20 protein-coding genes are annotated in these 21,592 nt (G+C 49.1%); 12 read left to right on the forward strand and 8 right to left on the reverse strand.

The genetic code is table 11. The features are described 5' to 3' along the window. Positions 1–99: 99 nt before the first annotated feature. Positions 100–1,356, reverse strand: a complete 1,257-nt coding sequence (locus GEV47_RS06770) for an NAD(P)/FAD-dependent oxidoreductase (RefSeq protein ID WP_153233982.1) — start codon at positions 1,354–1,356, stop codon at positions 100–102. Between the two features lie 182 nt (positions 1,357–1,538). Here GEV47_RS06770 and GEV47_RS06775 point away from each other — a divergent pair, with 182 nt between their 5' ends. Beyond that, complete coding sequence (locus tag GEV47_RS06775) at positions 1,539–2,423, forward strand: MBL fold metallo-hydrolase (protein WP_153233983.1); 885 nt, start codon at positions 1,539–1,541, stop codon at positions 2,421–2,423. Between the two features lie 98 nt (positions 2,424–2,521). On the opposite strand, the gene GEV47_RS06780 is transcribed toward GEV47_RS06775, so the two are convergent. The 3 genes from GEV47_RS06780 to GEV47_RS06790 all read right to left on the reverse strand — a co-directional run bounded on the left by GEV47_RS06780 (position 2,522) and on the right by GEV47_RS06790 (position 6,238). Further along, entirely contained in the window at positions 2,522–3,688 is a 1,167-nt protein-coding gene (locus tag GEV47_RS06780) for a YncE family protein (RefSeq protein WP_228124626.1), read from the reverse strand. A 222-nt stretch (positions 3,689–3,910) separates the two neighbouring features. Further along, positions 3,911–4,768, reverse strand: a complete 858-nt coding sequence (locus GEV47_RS06785; RefSeq protein WP_153233985.1) for a creatininase family protein — start codon at positions 4,766–4,768, stop codon at positions 3,911–3,913. A gap of 216 nt (positions 4,769–4,984) precedes the next feature. Next, complete coding sequence (locus GEV47_RS06790; protein WP_153233986.1) at positions 4,985–6,238, reverse strand: MFS transporter; 1,254 nt, start codon at positions 6,236–6,238, stop codon at positions 4,985–4,987. Between the two features lie 125 nt (positions 6,239–6,363). Here GEV47_RS06790 and gcvA point away from each other — a divergent pair, with 125 nt between their 5' ends. Beyond that, positions 6,364–7,293: a transcriptional regulator GcvA gene (gcvA, locus tag GEV47_RS06795; protein WP_153233987.1), complete on the forward strand. Its 930-nt coding sequence runs from the start codon at positions 6,364–6,366 to the stop codon at positions 7,291–7,293. A 5-nt stretch (positions 7,294–7,298) separates the two neighbouring features. Further along, complete coding sequence (locus GEV47_RS06800; protein WP_153233988.1) at positions 7,299–8,156, forward strand: MOSC domain-containing protein; 858 nt, start codon at positions 7,299–7,301, stop codon at positions 8,154–8,156. 6 nt (positions 8,157–8,162) lie between these two features. On the opposite strand, the gene GEV47_RS06805 is transcribed toward GEV47_RS06800, so the two are convergent. The 3 genes from GEV47_RS06805 to rsmD all read right to left on the reverse strand — a co-directional run bounded on the left by GEV47_RS06805 (position 8,163) and on the right by rsmD (position 9,732). Then, positions 8,163–8,429, reverse strand: coding sequence for a YfhL family 4Fe-4S dicluster ferredoxin (locus GEV47_RS06805; RefSeq protein ID WP_153233989.1), 267 nt, complete (start codon positions 8,427–8,429; stop codon positions 8,163–8,165). 55 nt (positions 8,430–8,484) lie between these two features. Further along, on the reverse strand, positions 8,485–9,000 hold the full coding sequence (gene coaD, locus GEV47_RS06810; RefSeq protein ID WP_153233990.1) for a pantetheine-phosphate adenylyltransferase: 516 nt from the start codon (positions 8,998–9,000) through the stop codon (positions 8,485–8,487). A gap of 99 nt (positions 9,001–9,099) precedes the next feature. Next, on the reverse strand, positions 9,100–9,732 hold the full coding sequence (gene rsmD, locus GEV47_RS06815; protein ID WP_153233991.1) for a 16S rRNA (guanine(966)-N(2))-methyltransferase RsmD: 633 nt from the start codon (positions 9,730–9,732) through the stop codon (positions 9,100–9,102). A gap of 157 nt (positions 9,733–9,889) precedes the next feature. On the opposite strand from rsmD, the gene ftsY reads away from it, so the two are divergent. From ftsY to GEV47_RS06845, 6 genes are all read left to right on the forward strand, one after another. Then, positions 9,890–11,125, forward strand: a complete 1,236-nt coding sequence (gene ftsY, locus GEV47_RS06820; protein WP_153233992.1) for a signal recognition particle-docking protein FtsY — start codon at positions 9,890–9,892, stop codon at positions 11,123–11,125. 79 nt (positions 11,126–11,204) lie between these two features. After that, the gene (locus tag GEV47_RS06825) at positions 11,205–11,906 is read left to right on the forward strand and encodes a cell division ATP-binding protein FtsE (protein ID WP_153234264.1); all 702 of its coding nucleotides are present in this window, start codon (positions 11,205–11,207) and stop codon (positions 11,904–11,906) included. A gap of 5 nt (positions 11,907–11,911) precedes the next feature. Next, the gene (gene ftsX, locus GEV47_RS06830; protein WP_153233993.1) at positions 11,912–12,847 is read left to right on the forward strand and encodes a permease-like cell division protein FtsX; all 936 of its coding nucleotides are present in this window, start codon (positions 11,912–11,914) and stop codon (positions 12,845–12,847) included. A gap of 7 nt (positions 12,848–12,854) precedes the next feature. Next, positions 12,855–13,811, forward strand: a complete 957-nt coding sequence (locus GEV47_RS06835; RefSeq protein WP_153233994.1) for a DMT family transporter — start codon at positions 12,855–12,857, stop codon at positions 13,809–13,811. Positions 13,812–13,839: 28 nt separating this feature from the next. Continuing rightward, the gene (locus GEV47_RS06840; RefSeq protein WP_322741576.1) at positions 13,840–14,394 is read left to right on the forward strand and encodes a hypothetical protein; all 555 of its coding nucleotides are present in this window, start codon (positions 13,840–13,842) and stop codon (positions 14,392–14,394) included. A 177-nt stretch (positions 14,395–14,571) separates the two neighbouring features. Next, positions 14,572–14,913: a DUF1840 domain-containing protein gene (locus GEV47_RS06845; RefSeq protein WP_153233995.1), complete on the forward strand. Its 342-nt coding sequence runs from the start codon at positions 14,572–14,574 to the stop codon at positions 14,911–14,913. A gap of 223 nt (positions 14,914–15,136) precedes the next feature. Here GEV47_RS06845 and GEV47_RS06850 read toward each other — a convergent pair whose 3' ends face one another. Further along, positions 15,137–16,381, reverse strand: coding sequence for an MFS transporter (locus tag GEV47_RS06850; protein WP_153233996.1), 1,245 nt, complete (start codon positions 16,379–16,381; stop codon positions 15,137–15,139). Between the two features lie 236 nt (positions 16,382–16,617). On the opposite strand from GEV47_RS06850, the gene rsmB reads away from it, so the two are divergent. The 3 genes from rsmB to GEV47_RS06865 all read left to right on the forward strand — a co-directional run bounded on the left by rsmB (position 16,618) and on the right by GEV47_RS06865 (position 21,448). Continuing rightward, a complete protein-coding gene (rsmB, locus tag GEV47_RS06855) occupies positions 16,618–18,063 on the forward strand; it encodes a 16S rRNA (cytosine(967)-C(5))-methyltransferase RsmB (protein ID WP_153233997.1) in 1,446 nt (481 codons plus the stop codon). A gap of 160 nt (positions 18,064–18,223) precedes the next feature. Further along, positions 18,224–18,859 (forward strand): DUF4390 domain-containing protein, encoded by a 636-nt coding sequence (locus tag GEV47_RS06860; RefSeq protein WP_407646207.1) that lies wholly within the window; start codon positions 18,224–18,226, stop codon positions 18,857–18,859. Between the two features lie 183 nt (positions 18,860–19,042). Beyond that, positions 19,043–21,448, forward strand: a complete 2,406-nt coding sequence (locus tag GEV47_RS06865; RefSeq protein WP_322741577.1) for a sensor histidine kinase — start codon at positions 19,043–19,045, stop codon at positions 21,446–21,448. Positions 21,449–21,592 lie beyond the last annotated feature (144 nt).

Consider the following 21,592-nt stretch of genomic DNA (forward strand, 5'->3'; position numbering starts at 1 on the left):
AATTTTCTTATAAGGGATTCCGCAAAACTGTTTCGACCAGGCGTCCTGACGCAGACAGTACGATAGTACGGCAAGCCGGAGGCAACGACCTATAAACAGTTATGCGGGATTACGTACTGTGGATGATGTATGCGTCAGCCACTCTCGCCCTTGCAACAAACCGTGCCAGTAAACTACAGGAAAAACGGTGGTTTTCAAAAACCAGGCGCTGCGCCGTGCGATAGTAGGATCCAGTGCAAAGGTCGGTAATAATTTTCCACCATAGCCGAACTCTGCCAAAATCACCTTACCTTTTTCAACCGTCAATGGACATGCGCCATAACCGTCGTACTTATTCGACAGCATTCGCTCTTCACGCGCAGCAATCAGGTTTTCCGCCACAATCACCACTTGTTTGCGCACCGCCGCTACGGTTTTGGCATTCGGGGCAGAGCACGCATCACCGAGTGAAAATATATTTGGATAGCGCAGATGCTGCAAAGTAGCGTGATCCACTTCGCACCACCCGGCACCATCGGCAAGACCACTATCGCGGATAAAATTCGGTGCAACTTGCGGTGGCACGACATGCAGCATATCAAACGACTTGCTGACACGTGTCACATTGCCATCGGCATCTTTGACATCAAACCACGCCAGTCGCTCAGCACCGTCGACTTTCACCAAATTGGAATTGAATGCAAGTTGAGCCTGATATTTTTTCATGTATTCCATTAGCGGCGGCACAAATGCGGCAACACCAAATAGTGCAGCGCCAGCATTATTAAATTCCACCTCAATCTGAGATAGCACACCAGATCGCAACCAATAATCACATGACAGATACAAGGCTTTTTGCGGTGCGCCGGCACACTTGATTGGCATAGCGGGCTGAGTGAAAAGCGCTTTCCCTTTTTTCAATTGCGCCACCAGCTCCCAAGTGTAAGAAGATAAATCGTAGCGATAATTTGACGTGACGCCGTTCTTGCCTAATGTCTGTTCCAAACCTTCGATTCTCTCCCACGCCAGACGCAGGCCGGGGCAAACGATGAGTTGATCGTAACGGATTTCTCGCCCATCTTCACAGAACACAGAGCGGCGATCAGGCGCTACTTTTGTTGCCGCAGTTTTTATCCAGGTCACCTGCGCGGGTATCAACGTTGCCATGGCCCGCCGGGTTCGGGTTACATCAAATTCACCAGCACCAACCAGTGTCCATGCCGGTTGATAGTAATGAGTATCGCTAGGTTCAACAATGGCAATACGTAAATCTGGACGACGTCGCAACAAACTCGCCGAAACACCGATGCCAGCAGCGCCGCCACCAATAATCACAACATCAAATATCTCTGCCGACATCAATATTTTTTCACCCATGGATTCTCCTTTTATACTTAAGCCCTGATATATTGCTACATCGCCTCTTAGGACTCACGCATGCGTCCCTGCAACGAATTTGCAAACCCTGCCATATAATGACACGGCAAGCAGCGCACTACGCTGCTCAGGCAATTTTCGTAAGCGCTAATTCTAACCTCTGATGACCAACTGATAATCTTATGTCCCTACCCGTTGTCCAAAGTTTTTTTGATACAGCGACATGCACAGTCACTTACATTGTCTATGCAGGCCCCGGAACGCCCTGCGCCATTATCGATCCAGTATTGAATTACGATGCAAAATCAGGCACTACTTCAACCGCTTCCGCTGATCAGATTATCGATTTTGTGCGAGAACAAAAACTGACAGTGCAATGGCTATTGGAAACACACGTACATGCTGATCATATGTCTTCAGCGCCTTATTTGCGCCAACATCTCGGTGGGAAAATTGCGATAGGCGAGCAAATTCGTAGCGTTCAACATATATTCAAAGACATCTATCATTTGGAGCCGGGATTTGCAGCAAATGGTGCGCAGTTTGATTATTTATTCGCGCCGGACGAGGTTTTTCATATTGGTAATTTGTGCGCGCAAGCGTGGCATGTGCCTGGGCACACCCCTGCTGACATGGCGTATTTAATCTACGCTGATGATTCGGCAGAAGAAAAAATCATGTTTGTCGGCGATACGCTATTCATGCCAGATGTCGGCAGTGCGCGCTGCGATTTTCCCGGTGGTAGCGCGCAGATGTTGTATGCATCCATACGGCGCATATTAAACCTGCCTGGTGGCACACGTTTGTATATGTGTCATGACTATCCGCCAGAAAATCGCGCAGTCGCATGGGAAACCACTGTCGCGCAACAACGCGCGGAGAATATCCACGTCGCCGATGGCATTTCGGAAGAGCAATTCGTCAACATGCGCAAACGACGCGACGCCACACTCGGCATGCCGACCTTGATGCTGCCTGCAATTCAAGTCAATATTCGCGCTGGTGATTTGCCACCAGAAGAAGAAAATGGCGTGCGGTATTTGAAGATTCCGTTGAATCAATTTTGATTCGTTTTCACTTCAAACTCTATGTAAAACAGGGCTGAGTATGGCATTTATGCAAATGCTTACTCAGCCCTGTTTTACGTCAGTCAGACGAACTCAACTTATCGCAAATTCCCTGTATGTCCCAACGAGTAGCGACCTGGTTGTGGCCATACTGTCAAGCCATGCGGCTCACGTCCGACCTTAACTTTGTCAACCACACCAGTCGTCGTATTTATGCGATAGACAACATCATCAAAGCGACCGGACAACCACAGATATTTGCCATCAGCACTGACGTTACCCATGTCCGGGCTGCCGCCGCCAGGAATCGGCCAATTTGTGATGACCTTGCGAGTGGCAAAATCAATCACTGAAATACTTCCTGGGCCACCCCGTTTACCGTGAATTTCATTCGAGCCGCGATTAGCAACATATAGATGCTTACCGTCGCGACTTGGATATAGGCCGTGTGCGCCAACGCCAGTAGGAATGAAGTCAATCTGCTTGAACGACGCACCGTCCACTACATGCACACCATCGGCCATCATATCGGCAACATAGAAAATTTTGCCGTCTGGCGATGCACGTACATCTTGCGGCATGCCTTTGGTCGCGCATATCTGCCCACCCAATTTACTTGGATCAGGAATTTGCCTGAACTTCTTACTTTCCCCACCAGCTTTTGAAATGGCCTCAAGTGCATCAGGACGATCAAAGTATTTACTCAATTTTAGCGTGCCGATCACACTGTGATTGACCATATCAATTTTGGTGACCGCACCATCAAACTCACAGGTAAATAATGCGAACTTGCCATCAATCGAGAAATCGGCGTGATTGATACCGCCGCACTCTGGCGTAGCGATCGAAAACTTCAATGCCATGGTGTGTGGATCCCTGAAGTCGAGACGTTTCTGTGCTTCGACCACCACAATTGCTGATTGACCGTCGGGCGTCCAATACAAGTTGTAAGGATCTTCTACCGGAATCGCAGTGCCAGGCTTGCCAGTCAGGGGATCAATCGGCGTCAGGCTGCCATCGGGACGGCCTTCAGCATTATTGGCAACCCACAAGGTACGCAAATCCCACGATGGCACAATGTGTTGCGGGGTGTTGCCGACCTTGAAAGTATCGACTACCTTCAGCGTCGTCGGATCAATCACGGACACGCTGTTACCACTATGGTTGGGCACATAAACGCGTTCCAGAGCACCAGCAACTGCCGCACTCATGTGGCCAGATGCGGTCTCGCTATATAAATTATTTTTATCAATCACCGCTGGCATGCCAGGCACCGTAACCACGGCATCAGTTGTGGCAACTGGCGCAGCATCAGCAGTCGTCAGTACATTGGCTGGCGCTGACGCGCTGTTCGATTTAGCAGAAATACCCCACCATGCAGCCGATCCCAACAGGATGAGTGCAATGGAAGCGATTGTTATACGACTTTTATTCATAGTTACTCTCACAATTCTTGTTTATACGTGCTTTACTCTTTGCTTAATTGCTTAACGTGGTGCTGCTACAGCAGTGCGAATTGCCGCTACCGTTTTGGAGATAATCATATCGACGCCCAACTGACCCAATGCCGCAGTTGAAGGACGTGGATCGCCATTATCCCCGTTGTTTTTCTCAGGACTACGTTGCATTTGATTCAACCTGACCAACGACGGATCAACGGCCAGCGTCAACGACGTATCGGCGGTGCCGGCATGCACGCCGATCTGCTCGTTCGTAAAGCCTTTGCTGCGCAAGAGCTGCGCAAAATCACTGTCGGCAGCTTTGTAATAGTCGGCAATATAAAACGCACGCGCTGGTGACGAGGCCCAATCATGATTCAGACGTGTCGCCACTGCTTTTAGTTGCGTTTGATAACCACCGTGATCGCCGATCAGTATCACATTCACAAAACCATTTTGTTTGAAACTACGCGCTGCCGAAGCCAAAATACTTTGAAAAGCATCGTCCGACACCGAAATCGTACCGACAAAACGCATATGCCCACTCGGTGGCGTGATACTTCCCTCTGGTACGTAAGCGATGACTGGCGCCACCAGAGCATTGCCCAATATCGAAGCGATCTTGCCTGCCAATACCTTGGCACGCACATTGTGTTTGCCCAGTGCCATATGCGGGCCACTTTGTTCAGTGCCGCCGACGGGAATGATGATGGTGTTTTTACCTGCCTGGATGTCGTCGTGCACTTCAGTCCAGGTCAAATCTTCAAGATAGACGCTGTTAGGAGCAGCCCATACAGTTGGGCTAATGGTGACTAAAGTGACTAGACTGAAAAACAATGCATTGCATGTTTTACGGAATGGATTACTGCGCGGTTTAGCTATAACTTGATTTTCACTATTTTCCATGAGGTGTCTTATTTGTGGAACTTATCCGGAATACTGGATAAGTCCTGAATTGCAGAATTCCTAAGTATGCCAAAAAAACCGTTTAAGCAAGGAACAACATAGCCTAAACGGCTTTTGAGGATACTTATAATGATAGCCGCATTACTAGTCAGACTGCACGACATTCTTGGCGGAGATATGGCTGAACATTTGAAAAATGATCCGCTATGCCATTCATCACACGGCCTCTCTCCCACAAGTTGCAGAAAAGAGCGCAGCCTTGTGCATTCCCGGTTTGCAGTACCAGGCAAAAGCACAAACCTGCACACCGATAGCAATCATCCAACTCATCTGATGTGCGCTCACCGCGTAGTGCATGCCTTGATGCGGCCAGGCATTGAGTAGCAAACCGAATCCATACTGCACAATAAATGCACCAATGAAAATTGTCAGCGTCAATCCGGTGCTGACGCGGCCGGCAAGTTCCACAGGAAATTCTTTGGTCAGCGATGCATACGGCAAAACTCCTGCCGTGCCAAAGACGCCGAACAAACTCCATAACAACCATGCCGGTAACGGTACTGCGAGCAAGATAAGCAACTGAGTTAACATAAATGCCAGCATCCCCGCGCCAGCAGTAACGTGCAATGAAATACCCTTAACCTGCAGACGACGCGCTAACCAACCAAACCCCGCCGCTCCAGCCACCATCGCCAAGCCAATAATCGCAATGATATTAGCGGCAGCGGCGGCGGACATATGCGCCACATCACGCAAATACGGTCCGGCCCACAATCCTTGCACACCCATGAACACCCCTTGGCTGACCATCACCAACGGTGCTGTGCGCCAAAAAATCGGGCTGCGGAAAACTTGAGTTATCCCGCGCAATTGCGATGTGAATGTGTTTTTTGCTTGCGGCTCCTTTTTCTCCGGCACGAAAAAATATAATGCCAGCACAATCACACAGATGATCGCAGCCAATATCATAAACAAAACACGCCAGCTAGTGAGGCCCAGCGCCCAGGCAATCGGCGTTCCTGTCACTACCGCACCGAGGCCGCCGATCGCATATAAAGCACCATTCATCAACGGCAAATATTCATGGTGAAACCAGGTGATGATGGCTTTCAATCCCGCCATCATGCAAGCGGAAGTGCCAACTCCTAGCAACAAGCGACCAACTAACAGCATGCCAAAGCTATGCGCATTAGCCGAAACCAATGCGCCCATTGCTGCCAGCAATAACATTGAAGCGAGTACTTTGCGCGGACCGAAACGATCCAGGAAAATTCCCAACGGCAACTGACAAGCCGCAAATGCGAAAAAATACACGCTGGTCAACAATCCCAGCTGCGCTGGCGACAATCCGATTTCGCTACTGAGCAATGGTGCCAACGGCAAGTTGATACCGCGGGCTAAGTACGAAACGAAGTAGCCAAATGAAAAAATAGCGAAGATGCGTAGAGGTAAAGTTAAATTCGACTTCATGTTGCCTGGCCCATATAAAAATATATAGCTTCATCGTATGATGCGTTAACTGCAAACACCAACGAAATGTTTTATCCTTATATGTGAATAAAACTAACATATAACGAATTAAATTTCTAAAAGTCATGTTTGAACGCTTACCACCAATACAATCATTACGCGCGTTTGAAGCTGCAGCTCGCCTGGAGAATTTCACTCGTGCGGGCGAAGAATTGAATATTACTCACAGTGCGATAAGTCACCAAATTCGTGCTTTGGAAGACAATACAGGACGTAAATTATTTCAGCGGCAAGGGCGGCAAATGATACTGACTGAAGCTGGCCGCCTGTTATCTGAACAAGTCCGTTTGGCGTTGGAAGATCTGGACAGAGCACTCAGACTGACTCGGCATGAGCGCAAGCATAGTGTACAAACCTTACGCGTCAGCGCTCCACCCTCATTTGCCGGTGCGTGGCTGGTGCCGCGACTTTACGCGTTTCACGCACAACACCCACAACTACAAATCAGCCTGCGCACCACGCACGAACTCAGCCCTCTTGACTTCGAGGAAGCCGATGTCGCGATCTGGTATGGTCGTCGCAAAACTGCCGGATTGGCGTATGAAAAATTGCTGGATGAAGTGACTTTTCCGGTGTGTAGTCCAGCATTTTTAGCTGCTCACCCCAAACTCACACCAAAAGATTTCTTGCGACTACCGCTATTGCGTTACGCTCATTACAATGGCTGGGAAGTCTGGTTTAAAGCCGCTGGCATGACAGCACGCGAACCACAAAGCGGCCCCGTGTATGACGATCCCATGCACTTGCTGGAAGCTGCAGCGGCGGATCAAGGGATTGCGCTGGCACGCTCCTGCTTAGCGCAACATCACCTTGCTACGGGGCGCTTAGTGCGCTTATTTGATGCCGATAGTCGATTCAATACAGAAGCACCAGCACGCGGCGCTTATTTCGCGGTCTGGTCACCGAACTCGGACTCTGAGAAAATAGCCGAGATCGCTTTACTGCGGGAATGGCTGCATCAGATTCTCGGCAACACACCTCCAGACACCAGATAAACGCTATGCCTATCGTTACCGCTCTCACTATTTATCCAATCAAATCCTGCGCAGGAATTGCGTTGCAAGAAGCGAGATTAACTGCCGCTGGCTTGCGTCATTTTCAAGCCAATGATCGCGAGTGGATGGTAGTTGATTACGCCGGAAATTTTTTAACGCAACGCGACTATCCGCAGATGGCATTAATTGTGCCCAGCCTTGATAAACAAGGTATGCACGTTAACGCACCAGGCATGCCGACATTGAATATTGCGTATCAGGGCGCTGCAGAAAACTCAGCATCCTCCAACAAGCGCGATGTGGTGATATGGGATGACGCACTTGAGGCCGATGATTGCAACGAAAATGCCGCCAACTGGTTCACACAAGCGATCGGTATACCTTGTCGCCTGGTGCATTTTTCTGCTGCAAGCCAACGCTTTGCGAGCGCAAAATGGACACATGGACGTGCTGTCCCGACCTTATTCTCGGACGGCTATCCGATGCTGCTGATATCGCAAGCGTCACTGGATGATTTGAATCAGAAATTGCATGCGCAACAGCGTAATGCATTGCCTATGAATCGCTTCCGCCCCAATATTGTGATCGACGGCGTGGAAGCATTCGAAGAAGATTTTACGGAAACATTCAGTACGGATACCGTGCAACTGCAGCCAGTAAAACCATGTCCGCGCTGCCCTATGCCTTCCGTGGATCAAACCACTGGAAAATTTGGCCCTGATCCGCTAGAGATTTTACAAACCTACCGCGCCAATCCCAAAGTCGATGACGGAATTACGTTTGGCATGAATCTGATCTTGCTGAAAGGTGAAGGAGAAATATTGCGAGTTGGACAGGAGCTGGAAATGACGTTGGCGTTCTGAATACCATCAGGATGCTTTGGCTTTAGCCTCTGCTTGCAAGCGCTCATATTTTGCCTGCAATTGTTCCGGCGTTTCGCGCCATGCAGGATTGAATGGAATGCAGGCGACCGGACAAACTTGCTGACATTGCGGTTCGTTAAAATGACCTACGCATTCGGTGCATTTATGCGGGTCGATTTCGTAAATCTCCGGCCCCATATAAATCGCATCGTTCGGACATTCCGGTTCGCACACGTCGCAGTTGATGCAATCGTCGGTGATGATTAATGCCATAACTTGCTCACTTCCTTACTCACTTCCTTACTCACTTCCATCCTTCGCTCTCTACTTAATCCACCTGTGACTGCGCTTGCTGCAATTGCGCTTGCGCGATCAGTTTTTCTTTCAGCCATTTTTCAACTGAAGGGAACACAAATTTGGAAACATCGCCGCCCAAGGTCGCAATCTCGCGCACGATGGTGCCAGAAATAAATTGATACTGATCTGATGGCGTCAAGAATAAGGTTTCTACGTCCGGCAATAAATAGCGATTCATACCGGCCATTTGAAACTCAAATTCAAAATCGGATACCGCACGCAAACCACGCACAATCACATTGGCATCATGCTGACGTACGAAATCTTTGAGCAAGCCAGAAAAACTTTCTACCTGCACGTTGGGATAATGTCCCAGCACTTCGTTAGCAATTGATAAGCGCTCGTCTAGCGAAAAAAAAGGTTTTTTGCTTTTACCTTCGGCGACGCCAACGATCAATTTATCAAACAAACCCGATGCGCGACGCACCAAATCTTCATGCCCACGGGTGAGTGGATCAAATGTTCCTGGATATACGGCTGTGACCATCTTGTTTTCCTCGAGTGCTGCGCATCTAATTTACTGTTTTATGTGCCATCATTCAAAGCGCGCATTATGCCTGAATTTTACACAATGCTTGCAATGCAATTATGTCAATTGTCGTTGTAACAAATGATAAAACACCATCCCTGCTTTGTCACTTCGCACCACTTGCCAGCCGTCCATCCAACCAGGCAGTTCAGCGCCATCATCTGGCTCTGCAAGTGAGAACTCAGCCTCAACATAAACCAAACCACCCGTTTCGAGCAAACGCTCACATAAAGGTAATGTTTTTGCTAGCCAATCCAGATGATACGGCGGGTCGAGAAAAATTAAATGAAAACGCGTATTTTGCGTTCCGGCGTTCTGCAACGCGGATAAAGCATCAGTACGTTGAATCTGCACCTGCGCCGCGTCCAGCTTGGCTTTGGTTTGCTCCAATTGCCGCACTGCCGGCGTATTGTGCTCAACCATCAGCACTTGCGTCGCACCGCGGCTCGCAGCCTCAAATCCGAGCGCGCCAGTACCAGCAAATAAATCCAGACAGCGCACCTGCGACCAGCGACCATCCAATAAATGCGTTAGCCAATTGAATAAGGTTTCACGTACCCGGTCTGGCGTTGGGCGCAAACCTTCGCTGTCGATGACGGCCAGAGGAGTGCGCTTCCATATGCCGCCAATAATGCGGACCTGGCGTGTTTGAGATGGTTTCTTAGGGCGAATGCTTTTACCTTGCTTCATTACTTTCCTGTGATTGGCTTAGTGCGTCATCTTAATTTGATACGCGTTGCTCTGATAGAATGCCGAGATTGTACCTTGAGCATCTATGTCGCCTCCTCTTGTAGGGCGTTACTTCTCCCGACGATCTTTATAAATATTTTTTAACACTTAGCCACTGATGTTTAGCTTCTTCAAAAAAAAACCGAAAACAGACCCAGCAGTATTGCCTGAAGTGCAAGCTGAAGTCGTCCCTGCCTTACCCGTATCGCATGAAGCGCCAGCGACAGTTGATGTCATTGTTGGAAGTGCCGCAAGCATGGCGCCCGACATGCCAGAGCCTGTGGCTGAAGCCAAGCGCACTTGGCTAGATCGTTTAACCGGCAAAACTGTCGCAACCGAACCGTCCGAGAAAGACTACACGGAACCGGCCATCGATGCCGACGAGCCAGTCCTGACCGATGAAAATGTTGTCGAGGAAGAAGAAATTATTGAGGCAGCGCCTATTCCGGCAGAACAAAAGCGTTCATGGCTGACTCGTCTCAAATCCGGTTTAAGCAAAACATCCTCCAATCTCACCACATTATTTATCGGCGCAAAGATCGATGATGATCTGTATGACGAATTGGAATCAGCGTTACTGGTTTCAGATGCCGGCGTGGAAGCGACGCATTTTTTATTGGCGTCGCTGAAAAAGAAAGTCAAAGACGAAAAATTAACCGAAGCACAACAAGTAAAAGCGGCATTACGCACGCTGCTGATCGACTTGCTGACGCCGCTACAAAAACCCATGATATTGGGCGAGCATCAACCAATGGTGATGATGATCGCTGGCGTCAATGGTGCCGGAAAAACCACCACCATCGGCAAACTTGCCAAACATTTGCAGGCACATAAACAATCCGTACTACTGGCCGCGGGCGATACTTTCCGTGCTGCCGCGCGTGAACAACTTACTATCTGGGGCGAGCGCAATAACGTCACTGTCATCGCCCAAGAATCAGGCGACCCCGCCGCCGTCGCATTCGACGCCGTCCATTCCGCGCAAGCGCGTGGCACTAATGTTGTCATGGTAGATACCGCTGGTCGCTTGCCAACCCAATTGCATTTGATGGATGAGCTGAAAAAAATCAAGCGCGTTATTACCAAAGGCATGGCGACGGCTCCGCATGAAATTTTATTGGTCATTGATGGCAATACCGGCCAAAATGCGCTGGCACAGGTCAAGGCTTTTGATGATGCGCTCGGCCTGACTGGTTTAGTCATCACCAAGCTGGACGGCACGGCCAAAGGCGGTGTATTAGCCGCCATCGCGACCACCCGCGCGATTCCGGTGTATTTCATCGGGGTTGGTGAACAAATAGAAGATTTACAGCCGTTTGATGCGGTTGAATTTGTTGATGCTTTGTTGAGTTAAAAATTGATGCCATTCGTAGGGTCGGGAAAAGCATAGCGTTACCCATCCTACTTCGCTAAATTATTTGTCATTCCCATACATGATCGAATTCAAACAAGTTTCTAAACAATATACGCGTGACACTTTCGCCTTGCGTGACATCACACTCACCGTTAATAAAGGCGATTTAATTTTTCTGGCGGGGCCTTCCGGTGCGGGTAAATCAACATTATTGAAAATGATTGCCGCTATGGAGCGTCCGACTAGCGGCACGCTCACCGTTAGCGGTCAGGATATTGGCAAACTCAAAAATGCCAGCTTGCCGTATTTACGGCGCAATCTTGGTTTGATTTTTCAGGAACAGCGTTTGCTACTGGATCGCAGTGTTTTGGCCAATGTGATGCTGCCATTGCTGGTGACCGGAGCGACGAAAGCGGAAGCAGAAAAGCGTTCGCGCGCTGCATTGGACAGAGTCGGGCTAAGCGAAAAAATTGCAGCGAAGCCCGAATCCTTATCGGGTGGAGAGCAGCAGCGTGTGGCGATTGCCCGCGCAATTGTCAATCGTCCACAAATCATTTTGGCCGATGAACCGACGGCCAATCTCGATCGTGATAACGCCAATTATGTTCTCAGCGCACTACAGTCGTTTCATGCGGCCGGCGTGACTTGTCTGATCTCAACCCATGATGAGCAATTCCTGCAAAGCGCAAATCACGTAGTGTGTTTAGAACGGGGACAGATCGTCGATCGTTGGCACAAGGCCGAGGCAAGCGCGACACCAGAAATGGAAGGTGCAATATGAGGGCAATGGGAACGTGGGTACGACAACACATCGCCGCGATTGGCGACGCCTTTGGCCATGTCATTAAAACGCCTGGCAGTTTTGCGATGAATGTACTGGTGGTGGCAATCGCATTGATGTTGCCGATTGCAGGCTTAACCTTACTAGAAAACATACGTCCGGTTTCGGCACAACTGGCGGTCGAACCGGAAATCAGCGTGTTCCTGACGATGGACACGGCACGCGATAATGCCACCGCACTAGCAACGCCGATACGCGAGATTTTGCAAAAAAACGACCGCAATGCCAAGAGCGCAAAAATTAATTTCGTCCCGCGCGAAAATGCTCTGGCAGATTTGAAAGGTAAAACCGGCCTATCCGATGCACTCACGACATTGGGGCAGAATCCCCTGCCAGACGCTTATGTACTGACGCTATCCGGATTTCAGGATGCGACCGATGCCATGCAAGTTGATACGATTGCTGAGCAGCTGAAAGCATTGCCCGGCGTCGAAAGCGTGCAGGTCGATTCCGATTGGGTCAAACGTCTGGCCGCATTGCTACACATTGCGCATTTGATGTTACTGTTTTTGGCCGCCACATTAGCCATCGTCGTGGTAGCAGTGGTATTTAATACTGTCCGTTTGCAAGTACTGACACAACACGAAGAAATTGCTGTCGCCAAACTGGTCGGCGCAACTAATGCCTATATTCACCGGCCGTTTTATTACACCGGTGCGTTATTAGGCTTGTGTGCTGGCGCAGTAGCATTGAGTGTAGTGGCATTTGGTTTGTCTCCATTGAATCAAGTCATTGCCGAGCTGGCGAAACTGTATGCGTCTGAATTTCAATTGCAACCCTTAAACTGGATCATTACCCTGGCTTTGCTGGCACTCGGCGCGGCACTCGGGTTGATCGGTGCGGTGTTGTCGGTGCGACGACATCTGGCGCGGCTGACTTAATCTATCTATGCTTACTGGAATTCTCTTTGCCTTAGGTGCTGGTTTAGTATGGGGAATGGTGTTTGTTACGCCATTACTGCTCGACGACTATCCCGGTATTGTGTTGTCGTTTGGGCGTTATCTTGCCTTTGGCTGCATCGCGTTAGTCCCGGCTTTGCTTGATCGTCGACGGATTGCGTTGCTTACGCCCGCAGACTGGCGTGCTGCAATGAAATTATCGCTGGTTGGCAATCTGATTTATTACGCGGCGTTGGCGACGGCGATTCAATTAGCCGATGCACCGTTACCGACCATGATCATTGGCACGTTGCCGGTGGTGATTTCAGTTTGTTCAAACTGGTCGCCGGCGCACGGAACCAGAAGTATCGCCTGGCGTTTGCTGTTGCCATCTTTGCTCGTCATTTTGATTGGCTTATTGTTCGTCAACAGTGCGGAATTGGCGCACATGAAACTGGCTGGCGATCACCAGCGTTCGCTCTCTGATTATGCTTTGGGTTGCTTGATTGCACTGGTTGGGGTGGCTGCCTGGACGTGGTATCCGATTGTCAACTCACGATATCTGAACGCCCATCCGCATATCAGTCCCTCCACTTGGGCGACCGCGCAAGGTTTAACTACCCTACCGCTGGCGTTGCTGGGTTTTGCCGGCTATTGGATCTATCTAAAATTATCTGGTGGCGCGTATGACTTTCCGCTCGGTCCACGGCCGACGATGTTTATCGGTTTGATGTTGTTGATCGGTTTGTGTGCATCATGGCTTGGAACGTTATTCTGGAATAAAGCCAGTCAGCATTTGCCGACTGCCTTATTGGCGCAATTAATTGTTTTTGAAACGCTGGCTGCATTGCTGTACGCTTTTATTTTGCGCGGTACGTTGCCTGGCTGGCAGGTGCTGACCGGCGTCGTTCTGCTAGGTATTGGTGTTATTTTGGGCGTGCGCACCTTCCAGCATCAAATACCATAACCTTGCTCTTTTTTGAACTGTAATCATTGTGCTCAAAAAATCCCTATCTTCTGGTCGTAAAATAGTACTGTGCACATGTGCCGCGCTAAGCGCTGCTTTCCTATTAGCCGCATGTTCGCCCACATTCAATTGGCGCCAAGTCCACGGCAGCAATGCACCTTATAGCGTCATGTTGCCGGCTAAGCCCGCTACCTATACGCGCGAAGTGGATCTGGACGGTGTCAAAGCCAATATGACAATGACGGCGGCCGAAGTGGACGATACGGTCTTCGCGGTCGGCAGCGCCAAGATGGCTGACGCAGCACAAGCTACTGCAGCACTACAAGCGATGAAAACTGCCTTGCTAAAAAACATTAACGGCAAAGTCAAAGCAGAGAGCACGAGTGCACAAACGAATAGTGAGGGTACGAGCACCGACATGCAAATAGAAGCCATCGGCGAAGTGAACGGTAAACCAACGCTGCTAGTCGCGCGTTTATCCAGCAAAGATCAACTCATTTACCAAATCATCGTAATCGGCCCGGAAAAAGCTATTTCGCGCGAGAATATTGATATGTTTATGAGCTCTTTTAAGGCGAATTGATGATTGCAGATACTTTGCGAATGATTAAGTAACACATTACTAATTTGACAGTTTCACTCGTCATTCACAATTCATCGCTATAATTCGTGCTTTAATTTGCTGGTGAAGTATAAAATCGCTAGTTAATCACACTCTGTTCGCAGTATGTTTTCATCAATAACAATATGTTGAGGTCTTATGTTAATCACCTTTAAATCCAAAGCCGCTGCTGACGTTGTGATGCTTCAAGCGCACGCCGAGCCAATTCTGTCGCTATTACACAAAGAAGCAAAAATCGGTGTCATTACTGCCGCTGAAACCAGCTCAGTCATTGAGACATTAGAAAAATCTGTTGCGGCCAACAAGCACACCGCTTCCGATGCAATTCAGCATGACGTGATTTTGCACCATGGCGATCAAGGCGATGACCATGATCACGAGAAAATTGAGCACGTCAGCTTCGGCGCCCGCGTCACTCCTTTATTGGAGATGATCAAAGCTGCAAATAAAGAAAAAGTAGATATTCTTTGGGGTGTTTAAGTCGTTATAGACTTAATCTGTACCGCAATAAAAAAAGCTGCTCAAATGAGCAGCTTTTTTGCTTTAAATCTATTCAGTGATGTCTTTTGCGCCTGAGCAAAATCGATCTATATAAGTTCCATTCTTAAAGACAGATGTTAAGTAATCGCAAATCATCAATTTGAAAAAATGCAACCGTCATTTTCAAATTGATTATTTGATCTTACTTACGCAGAACCATCCACTAAGAAGTTGATTTTTTAGCTTTGCCTTCAGTAAAGTAATACAGCATTGCCAGCAGCGGCATCACAAAACCGCACCACGACACTAAGTCCCAACCACCGTGCACGTAAGCCCAGGCTCCCAAAGTCGAACCGATCGCGCCACCGGCAAAAAACATCGCCATATACAAACCGTTCAGACGGCTACGCACTTCTGCTCCTAATGCATAAATAGCACGTTGTCCTAGCACCAAATTAGCCGATACCGCCATATCCAATAACAACGCGGATAACAACAACATCGCCAGCGAAAAATGCGATCCGGTCGCGCCAATATGAGCAACCGGATAAGACACCATTGCCAATATCAATGCCAAACCGGTTGCTGGCTTAGTCCAGCCGCGATCAGCCCATCTCCCAGCCACCGGCGCGGCAATTGCGCCCATCACACCAGCTAATGCGAATAACGCGATACCGCTTTGCGATAAATGAAACGTGTTGGTCAATACCATCGGCACCACTGTCCAAAACATACTGAAAGTGGCAAATAGCAGCGCGTGATACAGACCACGACGACGCAATATCGGCGTAGTCCTCAATAGTCCCAGCATGGACTGCAACAAGCGCCCGTAATGCATACCTGCAGTGGGATGGCGGGTTGGAAGATTACGCGCCAGCACCATCGCCAGCACCGCAATCACACAGGCTGACATAGCAAACACCGCGTGCCAACCAAAAAAATTCGCGATCAAACTGGCCAATGGACGCGCTGCCAAAATACCCAGCAGCAAACCGCTCATCACATTACCAACCACACGGCCGCGCATTTCCGGAGCCGCCAGATAGGTTGCATATGGCACCAGCACTTGGGCAGCAACCGAGCTCAGTCCTATCACTAACGCAGCTAATAAAAACTGCCAGGCAGTTTGCGCCAGCGCTGCAGCAATCAATGCCAACACCGTCACGCAGAGCGCTGTTACTACCAGACGCCGGTTTTCTACCAGATCCCCCAAAGGCACGATGAACAACAAACCCAGACAATAGCCAATCTGCGCTAAGGTCACAATTAATCCCGCCGCCGACGGTGACAAATGAATCGACGCGCTGATCAAGCCAATTAGCGGCTGTGCGTAATACAGATTGGCAACAATTGCGCCGCAGGCAATCGCTAACAATAAAGTGATCCAAGTCGGAATAACTAATTGATGCGTTGCTAAATTTGCATTGACGGATGATTCAGATGCTGTAGGCGCGTTTGCCATAGTCATAGCTTTTTCTCAAAAAATTTTAGCGAATACTGCGTTGCCGCATTATGCATTACAGAATTTTTCTTTGCCGCGACGCACCATTTTTGTCTTACAAGCGACATACTTGAAGGGAAACCACCAGTCTTTGTCCTCAGCATAGGCGCATGCCGTTACAATCATGGCTATAGACAGTACTTCCATTTCTAAATCAAGATTTAGAAATGGAGCAGCAAGCCCCCTAATTCAGATATGGCCTAATGGACAAAACTAAAATTCGCGTTGCAAAAAAAGCACCGACATCGCCCCCGGCAAAACCGGCTCAAGCAAGCAGACAAGCAGCGGTGCAAAACAAGCCACGCTTCTCCAATTTAAAAAATGATTCACTGGCCTTCGCTTTACTCGGCGCAGGCCAAGCCGTTGCCATGGTGCGCGATGGCGCCTCGTTGCCGCAGGCTCTGGCACAAGTATTCGCCCAAGCAGGCGCACCGGCGCCAACACGCGGTGCGATACAAGACATCGCCTATCGCACCATGCGTGGCGCCGGACTGGCGGAAACTTTACTCACTACATTAGCCAGTAAAGCACCTGAGCCGCCTTTATTGCACGGCTTGTTATGCTGTGCACTGTGCTTATTGGCTGAAGTTGATGATCCTGCCTATGACAGTTTTACTGTGGTCGATCAAGCGGTAACGGCTGCGGCATCAGACCTCAATATTGCGCATGCAAAAGGAATGGTTAATGCGGTGTTGCGTCGCTTTTTGCGTGAGCGTGAAGCGCTGGTCGCTGACGCCATCAAACAGCCGCTGGCACTGTGGAATTATCCGGTATGGTGGATAGATGACATGCGTGCTGCGTATCCTGAGCATTGGCAAACCATTCTGACGATCGGCAATCAACCGCCACCGCTGACGTTACGCGTGAATCAACGCAAAACTTCGGTCGAGCAATATCTGCGGCTATTGTCTGAAAATGGTATCGCCGCACAACAAATCGGCACTGTTGCAGTACGGCTGGATAAGCCATTGCCTGTCAATCAAATTCCCGGTTTTGAAGATGGATTGGCATCAGTACAAGATGCCGCAGCACAATTAGCGGCGCCATTGCTAGATGCACAAGATGGGATGCGGGTACTTGATGCCTGCGCCGCGCCTGGCGGCAAAACCTGCCATATTCTTGAAATCGCCGATGTGGCATTGACAGCGCTTGATCATGATCCCAAGCGCTTGCAACGCATCACCCAGAATTTGCAACGACTGCAATTACAGGCGAATTTACAGGTTGGCGATGCTCGAATTGGCGTTGGCGCCGGGTCTGAAAGCTGGTGGGGTGGCAAGCAATTCGACCGCATTTTAGCCGATGTACCTTGTACTGCCTCTGGCATTGTGAGACGTCATCCTGATATCCGTTGGCTGCGACGCAAAACCGATACTGATCAACTTGCAACACTTTCGGCAACTATTCTGGACAATCTTTGGCAGATGCTAGTGCCGGGTGGTAAATTGTTGCTTGTAACGTGTTCGTTATGGCCGCAAGAGTCTGAAGCCCAGGCAGCTGCGTTTGCTGAGCGCCATCAAGCAATTCGATTGGCGGCTCCCGGCCAGTTGTTGCCGGCTTCAGGAGCTGAGGATGATAATAAAAATGACAATAAAAACGACAACGACGCCTTGTTTTATGCTTTGTTTGAAAAACCTGCGGCGGGTTAATTAAACATTGCAGATTGATAAGTGGGCTTGCATAATTATCTAGACTAGGCGTCCGGCGAGGGGGCAACAAAGTATAAATAACTATCCAAGGCTACTTAGTCAAAACATAGCGAATGCACCGATAACCCTAAAATCCGGACTTTGAGCCGCCCCCAGAACAGTGACGCGACCATTGCCTCAGTTAATTACGCAATTCATCTGGCCATTCTTTCGAAACTGGCTGCTAGCGCTCTCAATCATCGTCCTGTCGCTGTGTGCGATCGCGGCACCATCCGCGTATGCTGCCGATGGCGCGGAAATCACTAAAGCCAGTATAGAAACCAGCGATGAAGGTTATCGGCTATCAGCAGCCTATTCTTTTGAGTTAAATAGCGGCTTAGTAGATGCAATCAATCGCGGTATTCCACTCTACTTCAAAACCGAAGTCGAACTGACGCGCCCCCGCTGGTATTGGTTTGATGAGCAAGCGATTGATGCCTCACAAACTGTTCGTATTTCCTATAACGTCCTGACACGTCGTTATCATGCTTCTATCATTAATAAGCAAAATGCCAATTCACCGAATCTGCAACAAAGTTTCAGCTCGTTAGATGACGCACTATCTTTGGTACGTCGCCCTAACCGTTGGGTCATTGCAGAAAAAGATGCGTTGAAGGCCGGTGAAACTTACAAGGTATCGGTGCGCATGGGTTTAGACCTATCCCAGCTACCAAAGCCGTTTCAGGTCAATTCATTCAACAACAGCGATTGGCGCCTGTCTTCCGACTGGAAGAACTTCAATTACAAGGTCGAGTAAGTATGTTCCAAAAATTGGGTAGACTCGCCGTACCGGACACAGACAGTACGACTGATGTAGCAAAGAATTCGAACTGCATGCAGTTCGCCTGCACAACGGGTTGCGCATACAGACACAACCGTGTCCTCCAAGGACGGCAAATCGGCACAACAACCTATAAACGTTTTTTCGGACATATTTAACGTGTCACGCGTATTACGATACCTACTCATCGTCGGCGGCGCAGTCATCAGTATTCTTTTATTTTTGCTCGCTTCCGCCTCCGAAAATTCTGCCGTTTTTGACCAACACTACTCTTTGTTGCTAGGCGTTAATGCTTTCGTAGCGTTTGCGTTGCTGGGGTTGGTTTGCCTGCTGCTGGGAAGGCTCTACAGTCGCTACAAGCGCGGCAAGTTTGGCTCGCGCTTAATGGCGAAATTAGTATTGCTGTTTACCCTGATAGGAATTTTACCCGGCATTGTCATTTATTTAGTTTCCGTACAATTCGTTTCCCGCTCGATTGAATCCTGGTTCGATGTGCGGGTTGAATCGGCATTGGAGTCGGGCTTAAATCTTAGTCGTGCGGCTCTCGATTCCTCGCTCAATGATTTGAGCGGCCGAGCTAAAACATTGGCACTTGAACTCTCTGAACAATCCAGCTCCGGCCAAATCACAATGCTGTCACGTTTGAGTGATCAGAATATTGAAGCCTCGATTATTTCTGGCAGCGGACAAGTAGTGGCATCGGTTGGTGGGCGGCTAGCTACCCTCTCCCCTAATTTACCGACACCAGCGATATTGCGGCAAGCGCGCTCCCCACGCGGTTTCAGCATCATCGAAGGTGACACAGAGAATCGCGACGAAAGCGTCTCCGACCTGGCTTCAGCATCCGGTGCGTCGACCGCACCGGGTTATCCGTCGTTGCCAATCGAAGAGGAAGCCAATAACGATTTACGTCTGCATGTCGTGGTTGAGATTCCCACTCAGTCTAAAACGTTGTCGCTTCAGAACGAACCCCTTTTCTTGCAATTGCTGCAACCGGTTCCCAGCTACCTTGGTACCAATGCCGAGACGCTGCGTGCGGCATATAGTGAATATCAGGAACGCTCTTTGTCGCGCTCTGGCTTACGCAAAATTTATATAGTGACGCTGACATTAACTTTACTGTTAGCCATTTTTGGCGCCATCGTGAGCGCATTCCTGATCGCCACTGATCTCGCCAAACCACTATTGCTTCTGGCAGAAGGCACCAAAGCGGTTGCCGAAGGCAACTTGTCACCTCGACCAATTGTGGCAACTTCAGATGAACTTGGCACATTGACACAGTCATTTAATATGATGACACGACAGCTTTCTGACGCCAGGGCTTCAGTGGAGCGCAATCGTTCCGAATTAGAAAATGCGAAAGCTTATCTGGAATCAGTGCTGGCCAATATGTCAGCTGGCGTAATGGTATTGGACGATAATTTCCGACTAGTTACCAGCAATCAATCGGTACAACGAATATTGCAGTACGACCTGACTCCTCATATCGGCCAGCCACTCAACATTATCGATGGGCTATCGCACTTCGCTGAAGTTGTAAGCCATGCTTTTTCTGAGCAAAATGCGCAATTTTCCGCTGGAAAAATCGATGAAGATGTGCAGCATTGGCAACAACAAATTGAAATTCCACGCCGTATTAATGCCAACAATCTGAGTAACAGTCTCGACAGCAACGCAGATGGCGGCGGCGATAGCGATGAAATTGCACTGTTGGCACGTGGCTCACGTTTGCCGGTGGAAAACAGAACTGGCTACGTCATCGTGTTCGATGATATTTCCAACGTGATATCCGCCCAACGTTCGATTGCCTGGGGCGAAGTTGCACGCAGGCTGGCACATGAAATCAAGAACCCGTTGACGCCGATTCAGCTCTCGGCGGAACGTCTGCAGATGAAGCTGGAAGATAAGTTAATGACGCAAGACGCGGCGATTTTGAAAAAAAGCACCACCACTATCGTCAATCAAGTCGCAGCCATGAAACGCATGGTTGATGACTTCCGTGATTATGCGAAGACTCCGCCAGCGGTATTGACCCCGCTAAACATCAATACCTTGATCAGCGAAATTTTGCATTTGTATGTGGCCGGCGATGGCCGCGATGTGATTCATGCATCACTGGCACCGGATCTCCCAAAAATCATGGGCGATGCGACGCAATTGCGTCAGGTAATTCATAATCTGTTGCAGAATGCACAGGATGCAGTGCTTGATCCTGGCGCAGAAGTGGCTAATCCGCGCATCGACCTCATCACCGAGCGCATTAGTTATCAAGGTGCAGACGGCCAGCCACGGGCGGCGGTACGCCTATCGATCACAGATAATGGCCCTGGGTTTTCGGCAAAAATACTGTCGCGCGCATTCGAACCCTATGTCACATCGAAGCCGCGCGGTACTGGTTTAGGTTTACCGATGGTCAAAAAAATCATTGATGAGCATGACGGACGCATCGATTTACAGAATCGAACCGACATAAAGGGCGCAAAAATATTAATTTTGCTGTTAAAGTTAGCACCACGCGATGGTGCAGTAAATTCGCTGAATAATGATGTACATTTATTTGAGTAAAATCTCACCAACATAGCTATAAAAATAATACATGGTAAATGTACATTCGCTACGTAAACTAGAACTGTAAAACGCGTTAATATTCGCAAAAAACAGTCTGCGATTTTTGATAAAACAAAGGACTTACACAAGACTACTCTAGCA

Source organism: Glaciimonas soli (assembly GCF_009497155.1).
GTDB lineage: Bacteria > Pseudomonadota > Gammaproteobacteria > Burkholderiales > Burkholderiaceae_D > Glaciimonas > Glaciimonas soli.

Bases quoted from the DNA above. Each gene is read 5' to 3' on its own strand.
- GEV47_RS06780 (WP_228124626.1), bottom strand. From the start codon at position 3,688: ATGCCAGCGGTGATTGATAAAAATAATTTATATAGCGAGACCGCATCT.
- coaD (WP_153233990.1), bottom strand. From the start codon at position 9,000: ATGGTCACAGCCGTATATCCAGGAACATTTGATCCACTCACCCGTGGG.
- GEV47_RS06850 (WP_153233996.1), bottom strand. From the start codon at position 16,381: ATGACTATGGCAAACGCGCCTACAGCATCTGAATCATCCGTCAATGCA.
- GEV47_RS06800 (WP_153233988.1), top strand. From the start codon at position 7,299: ATGCCTATCGTTACCGCTCTCACTATTTATCCAATCAAATCCTGCGCA.
- ftsX (WP_153233993.1), top strand. From the start codon at position 11,912: ATGGGAACGTGGGTACGACAACACATCGCCGCGATTGGCGACGCCTTT.
- gcvA (WP_153233987.1), top strand. From the start codon at position 6,364: ATGTTTGAACGCTTACCACCAATACAATCATTACGCGCGTTTGAAGCT.
- GEV47_RS06805 (WP_153233989.1), bottom strand. From the start codon at position 8,429: ATGGCATTAATCATCACCGACGATTGCATCAACTGCGACGTGTGCGAA.
- ftsY (WP_153233992.1), top strand. From the start codon at position 9,890: ATGTTTAGCTTCTTCAAAAAAAAACCGAAAACAGACCCAGCAGTATTG.
- GEV47_RS06790 (WP_153233986.1), bottom strand. From the start codon at position 6,238: ATGAAGTCGAATTTAACTTTACCTCTACGCATCTTCGCTATTTTTTCA.
- rsmD (WP_153233991.1), bottom strand. From the start codon at position 9,732: ATGAAGCAAGGTAAAAGCATTCGCCCTAAGAAACCATCTCAAACACGC.
- GEV47_RS06845 (WP_153233995.1), top strand. From the start codon at position 14,572: ATGTTAATCACCTTTAAATCCAAAGCCGCTGCTGACGTTGTGATGCTT.
- GEV47_RS06775 (WP_153233983.1), top strand. From the start codon at position 1,539: ATGTCCCTACCCGTTGTCCAAAGTTTTTTTGATACAGCGACATGCACA.
- GEV47_RS06835 (WP_153233994.1), top strand. From the start codon at position 12,855: ATGCTTACTGGAATTCTCTTTGCCTTAGGTGCTGGTTTAGTATGGGGA.
- GEV47_RS06785 (WP_153233985.1), bottom strand. From the start codon at position 4,768: ATGGAAAATAGTGAAAATCAAGTTATAGCTAAACCGCGCAGTAATCCA.
- GEV47_RS06770 (WP_153233982.1), bottom strand. From the start codon at position 1,356: ATGGGTGAAAAAATATTGATGTCGGCAGAGATATTTGATGTTGTGATT.
- GEV47_RS06825 (WP_153234264.1), top strand. From the start codon at position 11,205: ATGATCGAATTCAAACAAGTTTCTAAACAATATACGCGTGACACTTTC.
- rsmB (WP_153233997.1), top strand. From the start codon at position 16,618: ATGGACAAAACTAAAATTCGCGTTGCAAAAAAAGCACCGACATCGCCC.